This window comes from Paracoccus aurantiacus, assembly GCF_007993065.1.
GTDB classification, from domain to species: Bacteria; Pseudomonadota; Alphaproteobacteria; order Rhodobacterales; family Rhodobacteraceae; genus Paracoccus; species Paracoccus aurantiacus.
The window spans coordinates 345,495-360,515 of sequence record NZ_VOPL01000004.1 but is presented as its reverse complement, the minus strand read 5'-3'; the positions used below and the strand labels follow the sequence as shown (position 1 = coordinate 360,515).

Sequence of the window (15,021 nt, the reverse complement as noted above, 5' to 3'; positions counted from 1 at the left end):
TGATCCTGCAGATCTTCACAGAAGCGAAAAAGCCACGCCGTGGGGCGTGGCTTTCGTCATTTTGAGTGGTAGTCAGATAACGGCGCGCTACGGCGCGGTCACGTCACAGCGCTGATCCTGCGCGCTCAGATTCGCGCAGGCCTTTGCGGCGGCGGATTGGGACAACCCGACAAAAGTCGCCTCATAGCCCTTGGAGGATTCACGGATGTGGCGGAGCGCACCGTCAAGCGCGTCGGATTCCTGCATGGCAACCTGGATCAGCCGCTCGTCGGCCTGATCGCGGTTTCTGTATCGGCCAAGCGAAACCCCCCATGCCTGCCCACCCGAGGATGAAGCACGCGCGACCTTTTCGGTAGGCTTGCGCTCTGGACCCGAGCCGCCGCCCTCGCCAACGATGACCGTTTCGGAGCGGCGCTGCGGCTTCGGCGAAGCCTCGAGCGCAAGATCATCGGACGCGGCTGCTGGAACGATATTTGCCGTGCTTGCGGCGGCAGCCGTCTGCGTGGCGACCGCGCGGCCGCGCGGTGCCGCGACCGGACGCGCCGATACCGAAAGCCCGCCGCTGACCGACGACGCAGCGGGCGCAGTATCGGCAAGCGCCGTCTTGACTGCCTCATCCGCCGCGCTGGCACGACCGCCGGGGCGACCGGGCGGTCGGGCGCTGCTGGCCAGCCGAACACCGGCGCTGCTTTGCTCAGCGCCAGTTGGCTGCCGTGCGGGCGGCTCGCTCGCCGCGAGGGCCATCGCCTCGTTCAATGCCGAATTGAGGCTTTTCGAAGCAACAGACGCCTTGGCGACGGAAGCCGGCACAGCAGCCTTGGCCGTCGGCCTGGCGGAACTTTTTTGTGCCGCAGCGACCGTAACCTTACGGCTCGACTTGTGCTCGACGATATATTGCGGCGGGGCGGGCTTTATTTCCTTCACCCGCGTCGGCGCCTTGCCAAAGCCCATATCCAGAAGCTGTGCCATGACCGCGTTGCGCTGCGCGGTCGAGGTGCCGCCCAGAACCGTTGCGATTATGCGCTTGGACCCCCGCTGCGCCGAGGCGGTGAGGTTGAAGCCAGCGGCGCGGGTATATCCCGTCTTGATCCCGTCAGCGCCGGCATAGTTGTCAAGAAAGGTCCGGTTCGTCGATCGAACCGTCGCGATCCCGGCATCTGCGGAACGGCGCGAGAAGATCGAGTAATATTGCGGGAAATCATAGAACAGACGACGGCCGAGCGTCGTCATATCGCGCGCAGTCGAGAAGTGCCCGGATTCCGTCAGCCCGTTGGCGTTGCGGAACTGGGTATTCCGCATGCCGAGCGCTTGCGCCATGCCGGTCATCTGGGCCGCGAATTGCGGCACCGATCCGGCAAGGTTCTCGCCGATCACGGTTGCCGCGTCATTGGCGGATTTCACCGCAGCCGCGCGGATCAGATAGCGCAGCTCGATCTGCTGGCCGGCCCTGAGGCCCAGACGCGAAGGCGGTTCGGCCGCGGCGCGCGAGGACACGGTAAAGCGCGTATCCAGACGCACCTGCCCACGTTCGATCGCGGTAAACGCCATATAGAGCGTCATCATCTTGGTAAGCGAAGCCGGATGCAGCCTTGTATCGGCATTCTGCGCATGGATCTGCTTGCCTGTTCGGCCGTCCATGACAAATGCCGCGAAGGGCGCGGCCTGCGCTGCGAGGGGAATCAGGAACGCGAAAAACGTCAGCAGTCCTGCGCGGAACAACGTGCGGAATCTGGTCACTGTCTCGATCTCTTCTGCCTGTTGCGGTCCATTTTTTAGCAGACCGTCGTTAATTTTCTGACAATAGCACAGAGATTCCGGTGCGGGAACCTTGCATTTGACGTATTTTCACATCCGCGCGACTTGCTCGGCCGGAAACCGCTTTATCTGCCGGGGTTACATTCGCGATGAAACGCCTTATATTTGCGCCTAACAGTCAGCTTCACCCGATATCGACCGCCATGCCCCAGGATCCCGTCCACCGCGAGGAGACCGACCTCGCCGTTAAACCGCGCACCAAGACGCAGCGTCCGCCGATGTATAAGGTGCTGCTTCTGAATGACGACTTCACACCGATGGAGTTCGTTGTTCATGTGCTTGAAAGGCTGTTCGCGATGACCCATGCACAGGCCATGGAAATCATGCTGACGGTCCACCGCAAGGGAATTGCGGTCGTTGGCGTTTTCTCGCACGAGGTTGCAGAAACGAAGGTCGCGCAGGTGATGGAACTGGCGCGACGCCAGCAGCATCCGCTGCAATGCACGATGGAAAAAGAATAGCTCATGCGAACTCCGCGGCTGGAACTCGCCTTCCCGGACGGTGCGACGGGGCGCATGCTGGTCATTGGCGCAGACGGGGCCGAGGATCTGACACCATTCGACAAGGCTGAAACGCTGATCGTCGAGACGATGGCGCAGCATCACGGCGCCCTGAAGGCGCGCGGGTTCGATGTCGCGACGCAGATCAACGGCGAATTCGACACAATTCTTGTGACCTTGCCCCGCGCACGCGATGCCGCGAAAGCCCGGATCGCGCAGGCAGCCGCCCATCTTGGACCGGGCGGCGCGCTTTGGATCGACGGGCAGAAGACCGACGGGATCGAGTCAATCCTTAAGGAAATCAAAACTCTCGGTGGAATATCTGATCTTCACTCGAAAGCCCATGGCAAGATCGCCCGTGTCGAGGACCCATCGGCAATCCCCGCAGACTGGGCGGGGGCAGAAATCGAGGTCGCACCCGGATTCATCACACGTCCCGGCGTGTTTTCCGCCGCGAAAATCGACCCCGGCTCTCAGGCGCTGGCGGATGCGTTACCGGCGAAACTGCCGACGCGTATTGTCGATCTCGGCGCTGGATGGGGGTGGCTATCAGCGCAGATCCTGAAGCGGCAGGGCGTCGATCAGCTGCATCTGGTCGAGGCCGAGCTGACGGCGCTTGACTGCGCGAAGGCAAATATAGACGACGCGCGCGCCCGTTTTCATTGGGCTGATGCCCGCAGCTTCCGGCTGACAGAGCCGGTGAACGGGGTCATCATGAATCCGCCATTTCATCAGGGACGTGCCGCCGATCCCGGTCTGGGCAGCGCCTTCATCGGTGCCGCAGCGTCGCTTCTGACCGGAGCCGGCCGGTTGTGGATGGTTGCCAACCGCCACCTGCCCTATGAAGCAGAACTTGCGCGTCACTTTGCCGAAATGTCAGAGATCGGCGGGGATAATCGCTTCAAGATCCTGACAGCATCCGGCGCGCGGAACAGGAGAGTGAAATGAGCAATTCCGTCTCTGGCAAGACTGCCATTGTCACCGGGGCCGGTCGCGGCGTCGGTCTGGCAGTGGCGCGCGCCCTGTTCGAACGGGGCGCAAATGTGATGTTCGCCGATTGCGACGAAGCATCGCTTGATAACGAAATGGATCGTTTCGGCGAGGATCCGCGCGCCAGAAGCTTCTGCGCCGACATGTCCCAGCGTCTGTCGATGGCGAACCTGCTTTCCGCGACGCTCGACGCATTCGACCGCGTGGACATTCTGGTGAATGCGCATCGGCTGGTGAAGCGCAATAATCCGCTTGAATGCAGCGAGGCTGATCTGGAGGAGATGCTGCGCCAGAACCTGCTGGCGGGGTTGCGCATGTCGCAACTCGTGGCCAAGCGCATGATCCAGCAGTCGAAGGAAAGCGACAGCACCGAAATGGCGGGCGCGATCGTCAATCTGACGACGCTTGCTGCGCAGCGTCCCCACCCCGACCTGCTGGCCTATTCCATCGCCTCTGCGGCGCAGGATCAGGCCACGCGCGCGATGGCACTGGCACTGGCGCCGCACCGCATCCGCGTGAACTCGGTCGCCTTCGGCTCTGTCATGACGACTGAGCTGAAAGCGACATTGAAGGACGATCCGGGCCTGAGGGACGGCATCATCAAGGGCACCCCGATGGGCCGCATCGCGGAATCCGAGGAACTGGCCGATGCCGTGCTGTATCTCGTCGGCGACGGGGCCAGCTTCGTGACGGGACAGATCATCAATGTCGATGGCGGGCGCAGCCTTCTTGACCCGGTGCAGGCTGCGATCTTCTGACAGATCAGCCGTCATCCTCTGGATAGGCGCTGCGGCATGCCGAGACGACCTGGCGCGCGCGCTCTGTTTCGGTGTTAAGTTTCCCGGCAAGATAATCGCGCTTGCGCTTCTCGGCGGCGGGGTCGATGGGGACGCGGTACCGCTCGGTATCGACGACATCGCGCCAGCAGCTGTATTCGACAAAGCGGATATCGCCTTCGCGGTCGCGGACGGGCCGGCGGCAGAAACCCAGCTCGGCCCTGACAACCTGACGTTCCTCCCAGGCATATCCGCGCGCCAGATTGCCCTCGCTCTCGGCCAGAAGGCCGCGCAGGGTGCGATATTCGCGCGTGTTGCCGCTTATGCAGCGCTCCTGCGGGGTGCCGCAGGCCGCAAGCAGCGACAGTGGGACGAGAAGGGCAATCTGACGAAACATGCTGACCTCGGCATTGACTGAACGCAGCCTAGCGGTCGTCGCTGGCAGCGGCAATTCAACTTTCACTTGCGGGGCAGATCGCCGCACCCCGCAGGCCGGCAGTTGCGGGCAGGCAGCGCCGCCTTTAAGTCGGACAGCGCGCATAGCACAGCGCAACCCGGGCACCGGATACCGAAGGTGAGCAATATGACTGAGATGACCGCCGAACGCCGCGAAGCCGCTGACTGGTTTCGCACGCTGCGCGATCGTATCACCACCGCCTTCGAGGCGCTTGAGGATCGCGGTCCCGGCGACCAGCCGTCCGGACGGTTCGAGGTCACGCCGACAGAACGGGCCGGAAACGGCGGCGGCGGGATCATGTCGGTGATGCGCGGCGGACGTGTCTTCGAGAAGGTCGGCGTCAACTGGTCCGAGGTCCACGGGACGCTGCAACCGCGCGCGCAGGCCGCAATGGCCGCGCGCGGTGTGCCGGGAATGAAGGATGATCCGCGCTTCTGGGCCTCGGGTATCAGCCTCGTTGCGCATATGCAGAACCCGCATTCGCCCGCCGTTCACATGAATACGCGCATGTTCTGGACGCCGGGCGCGTGGTGGTTCGGGGGCGGCGCTGACCTGAACCCTTGCCTTGAATATGCTGAAGATACGGCACATTTTCACGCAACGCTACAGGATGCCTGCGCTCCGCATGACGCGTCCTATTACGCTCGCTTCAAGGCATGGGCAGACGAGTATTTCTTCATCCCCCATCGCGGGCGTGCGCGCGGCGTCGGCGGGATATTCTATGACGATCTGAATACCGGCGACTGGCGGGCCGATTTCGCGTTCACCCGTGCCGTGGGTGAAGCCTTCCTTCCCGCCTTTCTTCCACTGGCCGAGGCCCGCATGACACATGACTGGGATGAGGCCGACAAGGATGCCCAGCTGATCCATCGCGGGCTCTATGCGGAATATAACCTCGTCTATGACCGCGGCACGAAATTCGGGCTGGAGACAGGCCACAATGCCGATGCCGTGCTGATGAGCCTGCCACCGCTGGCGAAATGGGTCTGAACACCCGGTCAAGGGCTGGCCTTCATCCGTCGGCGGAGGATTCGACCTCTGGGTAGAAACGCGCCATGGTCAGGGCGCGAACCGTGTTCAGCAGCATCAGCGACGCCCAAAGCCCGGCATTGCCAAGAAGGCCCGGCAGAACCAGCAGCGCAGCCGCGTAGATCGCCACCGACTCGATCATCGCGCGTCGCATCCGGTGTGTCAGCGTCGCGCCGATGAAGATGCCGTCGAACATCCAGCTAGCGATCCCGATGGCGGGTGCGACAACCAGCCAGGGCAGATAGCGCCGCGCTTCGACCCGCACCTCGGGCGAGGTGGTCAGCAGGTCGATGAGCATCGGGCCGAACGCCAGGAAAAGGACGCTCAGCAGCAGCGCGCCGCCAACCGCCCAACGCGAGGATACAATGACAGAGCGCCGCAGAAGATCGCGCCTCTGCGCGCCGATTGCCTGCCCGACCAGCGTTTCGGCGGCGAAGGCGAATCCGTCCAGTGCATAGGCCGTTATCTCCAGAAACTGCAGCAGAACCTGATTTGCCGCCAGCGTCAGATCGCCCTCGCCCGCCGCCATGAACATGAAGGTCGTGAACGAGCCTTGCAGCAGAATCGAACGGATCATGATGTCCGTATTGACCCTTGCCAGCCGTATCAGCTTGTCGCGCGCGAAAAGCCCTGCCTTGTGAACGGCTGCCCGCAGCGCGGACCGGCACAGCCACAGGCCCAGGCCAAGTCCCGCAAGTTCGGCGATCAGCGTCGCCGCAGCCACCCCGCCAACGCCGAGCCCAAGCCCCAACACGAACCACAGGTCAAGCGCCACATTCAGCCCGTTCTGCAGAAGCTGCAGCGCCAATACGCCGCGCGTCCGCTCCATCGCGATCAGCCAGCCGGTGATCGCGTAAAGCGCGATCGTGGCCGGCGCACCCCAGATGCGTATCGACAGATACCGGCTTGCGAGGCTCTCGACCTCGGGGCTGGCCGGGGCAAGCCAAAATGCGCCCCCAAACAGCAGCGGGTGCAGGACGATCAGCGCCAACCCGGCAATAAGGGCAATGCTCAGCGCCCGGACCAGATGCGCGCCGCCTTCGGCCATGTCGCCCGCGCCATGCGCCTGCGCGACCAGACCCGATGTGCCCATCCGCAGAAAGCCGAATACCCAGTAGATCGAGGCGAGGATGACCGCGCCCATGCCCACCGCCCCGATCGGCGCTGCCTCACCCAGTTGGCCGATCACGCCGGTATCGACGGCACCCAGGATCGGGATCGTTGCGTTCGACAGCACGATCGGCAGCGCGATCGGCAGCACGCGCCGGTTCGTGACCGCTTTCGTCACGGGCGACCTAGCCCTGAGGCATCAGGAAATGCGCGGTCGCCTGCGCAAAGATCTTCGCGCGGTTATCCTGCCACGCCTCGACCTGAACGCTGGCATATCTGCGCCCGGACCGGACGACTTTCGCTCGCGCATAGGCGTCGCGCGGCAGACCCGAGCGCAAGTAATCCACCGTGAAGTCAATCGTCTTCGGCAGACGCGGCAGGGATTCGGGTGTGGCGGCATCAGGCGCGATGCGACCGGCCTCCAGATCCTCCCACATCGCGGACCATGAAATCTCGATCATCGCGGCGATTTCAAGAAAGGCTGCAGTCGCGCCGCCATGAATCGCAGGCAGGAACGGATTGCCAATCAGCTTGTCGTCGAAGGGCATGATCGCGGTCAACTCGTCCCCGCGCCGGTCAAAACGGATGCCCATCCAGCGGATATAGGGGACCCCCTCGATCAGCACGCGAAGCGCATTGTCGCGGCGCAGCTTGACCTGCTGAAGCGGTTCATTGCGGTCGGCCATGTCAGCGCTCCAGCGTGAATGCGCCCGAGGCCGTGGCGACGGGGTTTTGCGTGTCTTCATCCATCGCTTGCGCGCGCACGAACGCCACCGACCTTGTGACGTGATAGCAGGTGGCGCGCGCCGATATGCGCTGTCCCGGTTTCGCCGCGCGCATATAGTCGATCCTGAGGTCGATGGTCGCGGTCGAACGCGGCCCTGTTGGATGGCTAAGCACCGCCGCCCCGCAGCAAGTGTCCATCAACGCCGAGATCACGCCACCATGAACGGTGCCGCTGCGCGGGTCGCCGACGAAGGCCTCGTCCCATGCCATCGAGATTTCTGCCTCGCCAGCATCCAGGTTGTTCAATGTCATGCCAAGCGCACGCGCATGGGGGATCGCCTCGATAAATTGCCGCGCGATGCGGTCCCTCGTCTCGGGACTGATTTCGTCCTTGCTGCTCATCTTACTACCCCATCTTGCACCGCATCGTGATAGCCCCGCACGCGCAGTCACGGCAAGAGCGCCATTTCTCGCGCATTCGGTTGCGGAGCCTCGCTATCCGGTCTAGCGTAACCCTATTCCCGTAGATGCGCAGGACAGCGATGCCCGGTTCAGAGGAACTCAATTTCAAGGAAATGTGCGCCCGCTTCGACGTCACCCCGCGAACGCTGCGCTATTATGAATATATCGAACTGCTCAGCCCGCGTAAGGATGGGCGCGCAAGATTCTATGGGGGACGAGAGATCGCGCGCATGACGCTGATTCTGCGCGGCCGCCGCTTCGGTTTCAGCCTGGAAGAAATCCGTCAATGGCTGGAAATCTATGACCAGAAGGGCGACCGAGAACAATACGAGGTCTGGATCGACAAGGCGAACCGACAGCTCGCATTGCTGGCCAGTCAGAAGGAAGACATCGAAAACGCGATCATCGATCTGCGCGCGCTTCGGGACGAAACGGCAGAGATACTGCGCAAGATGGGTTGAACCCGATCGCGCTGCTCAGCCTCTGAGCGACCTAACCGGCAATGATGTCGTGACGCAGCGTTTTAGTTTACGTTCGCGTCAACATGAGTCATCCTCTGCCTGACCGCAAGCCGACCTGCGGCAGCGTTTGAGGAGACGCCCGGATGAGCGATGATCTCATGACAATCCGTCAGATGTGCGACGCATTCGATGTGACCCCGCGCACACTGCGCTTCTACGAGGCACGCGAGCTGATTTCGCCCCTGCGTCGTGGACAGCACCGCCTGTATGACCGGCGCGATCGTGGCCGCCTCAAACTGATCCTGCAGGGAAAGCGCTTTGGCTTCAGCCTGGAAGATATCCGTCAGTTGCTGGAGCTTTACGATCCCCGTGAAAACAATGTCACGCAGATCGCTGCAACCATCGAGGCATCCCGCGAGCGGCTTGCCGATATGAAGCGCCAGCAGGAAGAGCTGAAGATTGCCATCGCCGAACTGGCCGAGCAGATCTCGCTGGCCGAGCAGATGCTGTCGCAGCGCCAGCACGCCTGACCCGATCAGAAACGAATTCAACGACAGGACCGACCATGCCGATTTACAACGCACCCGTCCGCGATATGCAGTTCATTCTGCATGATGTGCTGGATGTTTCCGCCTCGGGCTTGCCCGGCCATGACGAACTTGACCGCGACTTTACCGAAGCCGTGCTGGATGCCGCAGGCAAGCTCGCGACCGACGTGCTGACGCCCCTGAACACAGTTGGCGACCACGACGGCTGCGTTCTGGAAAACGGCGTGGTGCGCACGCCCAAGGGCTTCAAAGAGGCGTTCGATCAGATGAAAGAGGGCGGCTGGACCGCGCTTGACTGCGACCCGGAATATGGCGGTCAGGGCATGCCCTATTTGATGGGTCTGGCCACGGGCGAGATTTTCGTGTCCGCAAACATGGCCTTCAACATGTATCAGGGCCTGACCCACGGTGCCTATTCGGCCATTCATACGCATGGCACCGAAGAACAGAAGCAGACCTATCTGCCGAAGATGGTCACCTGCGACTGGACGGGCACCATGAACCTGACGGAACCCCATGCCGGCACCGATCTGGGCATGCTGCGCACGAAGGCTGAACCGCAGGACGATGGCAGCTATCTGATCACCGGGCAGAAGATCTTCATCTCGGCCGGCGATCACGACATGGCCGATAACGTCATCCATCTGGTGCTGGCCAAGGCACCGGGCGGCGGCGAAAGCACCAAGGGCATCTCGCTGTTCATCGTGCCGAAGTTTCTGGTGAACGAAGATGGCAGCCTTGGCGACCGCAACGCGGTCAGCGTCGGCAATATCGAAGAAAAGATGGGCATCCACGGCAACTCGACCTGCGTGATGAACTATGACGGCGCCAAGGGCTGGTTGCTGGGCGACCTGCACAAGGGCATGCGCGCCATGTTCACCATGATGAACGAGGCCCGTCTGGGCGTCGGCCTGCAAGGCTATGCCATCGGCGAGGCCGCCTATCAGAACGCCGTGGCCTACGCCAAGGACCGCCTGCAGGGCCGTGCCGTAACAGGCGCGGAAAACCCGAAGGGTCCGGCCGATCCGCTGATCGTTCATCCCGATATCCGCCGCAACCTGATGGATCAGAAAAGCTTCCTTGAAGGCGCCCGGATGCTGGCCTTCTGGGGCGCGCATCAGATCGACCGCGCCCATGCCGGTCAGGCCGATGCGGAAGGGCTGATCTCGCTTCTGACGCCGGTCATCAAGGGCTTCCTGACCGACAAGGGCTTTGACACTGCTGTCAACGCACAGCAGGTCTTCGGCGGGCACGGCTATATCGAAGAACACGGGATGAGCCAGTTCGTCCGCGACGCCCGCATCACCATGATCTATGAAGGTGCGAACGGCGTACAGGCGCTGGATCTGGTCGGCCGCAAGCTGGCCGCAGACGGCGGCAAGCCGGTCATGGCCTTCTTCGAGACGGTGAAGTCGTTCATCAAGGAAAACGAAGGCAACGAGGCGCTCAAGGCCGATTTTCTCGATCCGCTGAAAGCTGCGTCGAAGGATCTTCAGGCGGCGGCGATGTTCTTCATGCAGAACGGCATGAAGAACCCGAACCACGCGCTTGCCGGGTCTTACGACTTCATGCACCTGTTCGGACATACCGTTCTGGGCTTCATGTGGGCGCAGATGGCGGTTGCCGCGCAGAAACAGCTGGATGAAGGCAAGGGCGACGCGACCTTCCTGAACACCAAGCTGGCGACCGGGCGTTACTATATGAAGCGCCAGCTTCCGGCGACGGCGGCCCATCTGGCCCGCATCGAAAGCGGTGCCGATCCCGTCATGGCACTGGACGCCGAGCAGTTCTGATCGCGTCCCTGGCGGCACGGCAGAATGCCTCCGGCAGGGATATATTGATGAAGAAGAAAAGCGGCCCCGGCCCATGCGCGGCCAAAGGCAAGGCGCACAAGCCGGGGCTTTCTCCTTCAGCGGTCATCGGCTTCCCAGCCTGTACCGCAAGTACGTTTCTAGAGGAGAGCGGTTGAAGAAAGGTTAAACCACTCCTTTCTTCTTACGGAAATATCCCGAGGGGGTCCGGGGGCGCGAAGCCCCCGGTGTGGAAGGAGTTGAGGGGAATGACTGCACAGCTTTACTGCTTCGGTGAAAGTGGCAACGCCTATAAGGCCGCGCTGACCATGGAGCTGGCCGGCTATGACTGGCAGCCGGTCTATGTCGATTTCTTCAACGGCGAGACCCGCAGCCCCGAATTCCGCGAGATCAACGAAATGGGCGAGGTACCCGTCTTCCGCGAGGGTGATCTGACACTGACCCAATCGGCGGTGATCCAGCTGCATGTCGCGGAAAAAACCCGGAAATTCCTTGGCCGCGACCGTAACGAAGTGCTGCGCTGGATCATGTTCGACAATCACAAGCTGTCCGGGCAGGTCGGCACCGCGCGTTTCCTGCAGAACTTCATCCCCGAGGACAAGCGCCCGCAAGCCGCGATCGACTTTCTGAAAGCGCGGCTGAAGTCGACCTATAGAACGCTCGACACCCATCTGACGGGACGTAACTGGGTGGCTGACGATACGTTCACCATCGCTGATGCGGCCTGCTGCGGCTATCTTTTTTACCCGGAACCCTTCGGCTTCGATCGTGCCGACTGGCCCAATATCGACCGCTGGCTGGACGGCATCGCCGCCCTGCCCGGCTGGAAACACCCATACGATCTGATGCCCGGCAATCCATCCGACCGGGCCTGACAGGAGGAACCATGTCTGACGCCTTTATCTATGACGCCGTGCGCACCCCGCGCGGAAAGGGCCGCCCCGATGGCAGCCTGCACGAAGTCACCTCGCTGGCGCTTTCGGCGGGCATCCTGAACGCGCTGAAGGACCGCAACAACCTTGAAGGCCACGCAGTCGAGGATGTCATTCTGGGCAATGTCACGCAGGTCAAGGAACAGGGCGGCTGCCTGGCTCGTTCCGCGGTGCTGGCGTCGGATCTGGACGAATCGATCCCCGGTCTGGCGATCAACCGCTTCTGCGCATCGGGCATGGAGGCCGTGAATCTGGCCGCCAATCAGGTCAAGGGTGGTGCAGGCAATGCCTATATCGCCGGCGGGGTCGAGATGATGGGCCGCGTGCCGATGGGCAGCGACGGGGCGGCGATTGCCGTGGACCCCTCGCTTGCCATGAAAACCTATTTCGTTCCGCAGGGCATCAGCGCCGACATTATCGCGACCGAATACGGTTTCACCCGCGAAGATGCCGACGCGCTGGCGGTGGAATCGCAGCGCCGCGCGGCGGAAGCCTGGGCCGATAACCGCTTTGCCAAATCCATCGTGCCGGTGAAGGACCAGAACGGCCTGACCATTCTGGACCGCGACGAATACATGCGCCCCGGCACCACGGTCGAAGACCTTGGCAAGCTGAAAGCAAGCTTCAAGGATATGGGCGAGGTCATGCCCGGCTTCGACAAGGTGGCGATGCTGAAATACCCGCATCTGTCCGAGATCAATCACATCCACCACGCCGGCAACTCCTCGGGCATCGTGGACGGCGCGGCGGGCGTCCTGATCGGCAACAAGGAATTCGGCGAACAGTTCGGCCTGAAACCCCGCGCCCGCATCCGCGCCACGGCCAAGATCGGCACCGATCCGACGATCATGCTGACCGGCCCGGTTCCGGTGACCGAAAAGATCCTTGCCGACAGCGGCATGTCCATCAAGGATATCGACCTGTTCGAGGTGAACGAAGCCTTTGCATCCGTTGTGCTGCGCTTTATGCAGGCCTTCCAGGTCGATCCGGCACTGGTGAACGTCAATGGCGGTTCCATCGCTATGGGTCACCCGTTGGGGGCCACCGGCGCCATCATCATCGGCACCCTGCTGGATGAGCTTGAGCGTCGCGACCTGAACGTGGGTCTTGCCACCTTGTGCATTGCATCCGGCATGGGTGCGGCCACGATTATCGAGCGCGTGTAAGGGAGGCACCGGATATGACCGATTTCACCATGAGGAAAGACGCCGACGGCGTCGCCATCATAACCTGGGATGTGCCGGGCAAATCCATGAACGTGCTGTCGGAAAACGGCATCCGCGAGTTGGACGGGCTGATCGACGACGCCCTTGCCGATGACGCCGTCAAAGGCATCGTCATCACCAGCGGCAAGCCCGATTTTGCCGCAGGTATGGACCTGAACGTGCTGGGCGGTATGAAGGAATCCGGCGGCGCCGAGGCGATCTTCGGGCTGGTGATGCAATTGCACACCATGCTGCGCAAGATCGAGCGCGCGGGCATGGACCCGAAGACACTGAAGGGCGGCAAGCCGATTGCGGCCGCCCTGCCCGGCACCGCGCTTGGCATCGGGCTGGAACTGCCTTTGTCCACGCATCGCATCTTTGCCGCCGAGAACCCCAAGGCCAAGATCGGCCTGCCGGAAATCATGGTCGGCATCTTCCCCGGCGCCGGCGGCACGACGCGGCTGGTGCGCAAGCTGGGCGCGATGGCAGCTGCCCCGCTGCTGCTGGAAGGCAAGCTGAACGATCCGGCCAAGGCGAAAGCGGCCGGCATCATTGACGAAGTCGTGGCCGATCCTGTGGCAGCCGCTCGCGAATGGGTGCTGAACGCCAAGGACACCGATATCGTCAAGCCCTGGGACGCCAAGGGTTACAAGATGCCCGGCGGCGAGCCCTATCACCCGGCTGGTTTCATGACTTTCGTCGGGGCGAATGCAATGGTTCACGGCAAGACGCTTGGCGTCTATCCGGCAGCCAAGGCCCTGCTGAGTGCAGTTTACGAAGGCGCGCAGGTGCCCTTCGATCAGGCGCTGAAAATCGAAGCCCGCTGGTTCACCAATGTGCTGATGAACCCCTCGTCAGGCGCGATGATCCGCAGCCTGTTCATCAACAAGGAAGCACTGGAAAAAGGCGCGAACCGCCCCGATGTGCCCGATGAAAAGGTCAAGAAGGTCGGCATCCTTGGGGCCGGCATGATGGGTGCAGGCATCGCCTATGTCAGCGCCAATGCCGGGATCGAGGTGGTGCTGATCGACGCCAAGCAGGAATCGGCTGACAAGGGCAAGGCTTACTCGGAAGGCATCCTCGACAAGGGCATCAGCCGCAAGAAGGTGACCGAGGAGAAGAAGGCCGAAGTTCTGGGCCGCATCACCGCGACCACGGATTATGCCGCGCTTGAAGGCTGCGACCTGATCGTCGAGGCCGTGTTCGAAGACCCCGGCGTCAAGGCCGAGGTGACGAAGAAAGCCGAAGCGGTGATCCCCGATACGGCGATCTTCGCGACCAATACCTCGACCCTGCCGATCACGGAACTGGCGAAGGCGTCCTCGCGTCCCGAACAGTTCATCGGCATCCACTTCTTCAGCCCCGTCGACAAGATGCTGCTGGTGGAGATTATCAAGGGCAAACAGACCGGCCAACGGGCGGTGGCCAAGGCGCTGGATTTCGTGCGCCAGATCCGCAAGACGCCCATCGTGGTGAACGACGCGCGCTTCTTCTATGCCAACCGCTGCATCATCCCCTATCTCAACGAAGGGATGCGGATGGTTGCCGAAGGCGTGAACCCGGTGCTGATCGAAAACGCCGCCAAGATGATGGGCATGCCGCTGGGTCCGCTTCAACTGGTGGACGAAACTTCGATTGATCTGGGCGTCAAGATCGCCAAGGCGACGAAGGCCGCAATGGGCGATGCCTATCCCGATGGCGCCGTGGACGAGGTGCTGTTCTGGATGGCGGATGAGGGCCGTCTGGGTCGCAAGTCGAATTCGGGCTTCTATGCCTATGACGACAAGGGCAAGCGGCAGGGCCTTTGGGACGGGCTTGACGCCAAATATCCCGAGGCGGCCGAGCAGCCTGAACTGACGGAAGTGCAGCATCGTCTGATGTTCGCGCAAGTGCTGGAAGCCGTTCGCGCATTGGAAGAAGGCGTGCTGGAAGACATCCGCGAAGGCGATGTCGGCGCGATCCTCGGCTGGGGTTTTGCGCCGTGGTCGGGCGGTCCGTTCAGCTGGCTGGACATGATGGGCGCTGCCCGCGCGGTTGAAATCTGCGATCACCTGACCGCAGAATATGGCGAACGCTTCACGGCCCCGGCCCTGCTGCGCGACATGGCCGGGAAGGGCGAAAGCTTCTATGGCCGCTTCGGTGGGCAGAAAAAAGCCGCCTGAGGCGACCCCGCCTGGGAAAGCCTGACGGACCCGGATG

General features: G+C 62.3%; 16 protein-coding genes. 11 read left to right on the top strand and 5 right to left on the bottom strand.

Annotation, left to right across the window (positions count from 1 at the left end; translation table 11 throughout):
* Window positions 1-87 precede the first annotated feature (87 nt).
* Window positions 88-1,737: a D-alanyl-D-alanine carboxypeptidase family protein gene (locus FQV27_RS12370; RefSeq protein ID WP_281290025.1), complete on the bottom strand. Its 1,650-nt coding sequence runs from the start codon at window positions 1,735-1,737 to the stop codon at window positions 88-90.
* A 221-nt stretch (window positions 1,738-1,958) separates the two neighbouring features.
* Here FQV27_RS12370 and clpS point away from each other — a divergent pair, with 221 nt between their 5' ends.
* Genes clpS through FQV27_RS12355 form a run of 3 tightly spaced genes read left to right on the top strand, consistent with a single transcriptional unit; the run spans window position 1,959 to window position 4,063 of the window.
* Entirely contained in the window at window positions 1,959-2,276 is a 318-nt protein-coding gene (gene clpS, locus FQV27_RS12365; protein ID WP_147098906.1) for an ATP-dependent Clp protease adapter ClpS, read from the top strand.
* 3 nt (window positions 2,277-2,279) lie between these two features.
* On the top strand, window positions 2,280-3,263 hold the full coding sequence (locus tag FQV27_RS12360) for a class I SAM-dependent methyltransferase (protein ID WP_147098904.1): 984 nt from the start codon (window positions 2,280-2,282) through the stop codon (window positions 3,261-3,263).
* Window positions 3,260-4,063: an SDR family NAD(P)-dependent oxidoreductase gene (locus tag FQV27_RS12355; protein WP_147098900.1), complete on the top strand. Its 804-nt coding sequence runs from the start codon at window positions 3,260-3,262 to the stop codon at window positions 4,061-4,063. The genes FQV27_RS12360 and FQV27_RS12355 overlap by 4 nt, the downstream gene beginning before the upstream one ends.
* 4 nt (window positions 4,064-4,067) lie before the next feature.
* Here FQV27_RS12355 and FQV27_RS12350 read toward each other — a convergent pair whose 3' ends face one another.
* On the bottom strand, window positions 4,068-4,478 hold the full coding sequence (locus FQV27_RS12350; RefSeq protein WP_147098898.1) for a hypothetical protein: 411 nt from the start codon (window positions 4,476-4,478) through the stop codon (window positions 4,068-4,070).
* Window positions 4,479-4,664: 186 nt separating this feature from the next.
* On the opposite strand from FQV27_RS12350, the gene hemF reads away from it, so the two are divergent.
* Complete coding sequence (hemF, locus tag FQV27_RS12345; protein WP_147098896.1) at window positions 4,665-5,528, top strand: oxygen-dependent coproporphyrinogen oxidase; 864 nt, start codon at window positions 4,665-4,667, stop codon at window positions 5,526-5,528.
* Between the two features lie 22 nt (window positions 5,529-5,550).
* Here hemF and FQV27_RS12340 read toward each other — a convergent pair whose 3' ends face one another.
* From FQV27_RS12340 to FQV27_RS12330, 3 genes are read right to left on the bottom strand one after another with little or no spacing between them, the layout of a single operon-like run.
* Complete coding sequence (locus FQV27_RS12340; protein WP_147098894.1) at window positions 5,551-6,855, bottom strand: MATE family efflux transporter; 1,305 nt, start codon at window positions 6,853-6,855, stop codon at window positions 5,551-5,553.
* 7 nt (window positions 6,856-6,862) lie between these two features.
* Window positions 6,863-7,363 carry a PaaI family thioesterase gene (locus FQV27_RS12335; RefSeq protein ID WP_147098891.1) on the bottom strand — a complete coding sequence of 167 codons (501 nt, stop codon included), beginning with the start codon at window positions 7,361-7,363 and terminating at the stop codon, window positions 6,863-6,865.
* 1 nt (window position 7,364) lies between these two features.
* Window positions 7,365-7,805, bottom strand: coding sequence for a PaaI family thioesterase (locus tag FQV27_RS12330; protein WP_147098887.1), 441 nt, complete (start codon window positions 7,803-7,805; stop codon window positions 7,365-7,367).
* Between the two features lie 140 nt (window positions 7,806-7,945).
* Here FQV27_RS12330 and FQV27_RS12325 point away from each other — a divergent pair, with 140 nt between their 5' ends.
* The 7 genes from FQV27_RS12325 (at window position 7,946) to FQV27_RS12300 (ending at window position 14,984) form a co-directional block, all read left to right on the top strand.
* On the top strand, window positions 7,946-8,326 hold the full coding sequence (locus tag FQV27_RS12325) for a MerR family transcriptional regulator (protein ID WP_147098883.1): 381 nt from the start codon (window positions 7,946-7,948) through the stop codon (window positions 8,324-8,326).
* A 143-nt stretch (window positions 8,327-8,469) separates the two neighbouring features.
* Window positions 8,470-8,856, top strand: a complete 387-nt coding sequence (locus FQV27_RS12320; RefSeq protein WP_147098880.1) for a MerR family transcriptional regulator — start codon at window positions 8,470-8,472, stop codon at window positions 8,854-8,856.
* 35 nt (window positions 8,857-8,891) lie between these two features.
* Window positions 8,892-10,667 carry an acyl-CoA dehydrogenase C-terminal domain-containing protein gene (locus tag FQV27_RS12315; RefSeq protein WP_147098876.1) on the top strand — a complete coding sequence of 592 codons (1,776 nt, stop codon included), beginning with the start codon at window positions 8,892-8,894 and terminating at the stop codon, window positions 10,665-10,667.
* 47 nt (window positions 10,668-10,714) lie between these two features.
* Window positions 10,715-10,843, top strand: a complete 129-nt coding sequence (locus tag FQV27_RS19280; protein WP_281290024.1) for a hypothetical protein — start codon at window positions 10,715-10,717, stop codon at window positions 10,841-10,843.
* 90 nt (window positions 10,844-10,933) lie between these two features.
* Window positions 10,934-11,560, top strand: a complete 627-nt coding sequence (locus tag FQV27_RS12310; protein ID WP_147098874.1) for a glutathione S-transferase family protein — start codon at window positions 10,934-10,936, stop codon at window positions 11,558-11,560.
* 11 nt (window positions 11,561-11,571) lie between these two features.
* Entirely contained in the window at window positions 11,572-12,783 is a 1,212-nt protein-coding gene (locus FQV27_RS12305; RefSeq protein ID WP_147098872.1) for an acetyl-CoA C-acetyltransferase, read from the top strand.
* Window positions 12,784-12,797: 14 nt separating this feature from the next.
* Window positions 12,798-14,984 carry a 3-hydroxyacyl-CoA dehydrogenase NAD-binding domain-containing protein gene (locus FQV27_RS12300; RefSeq protein WP_147098870.1) on the top strand — a complete coding sequence of 729 codons (2,187 nt, stop codon included), beginning with the start codon at window positions 12,798-12,800 and terminating at the stop codon, window positions 14,982-14,984.
* Window positions 14,985-15,021 lie beyond the last annotated feature (37 nt).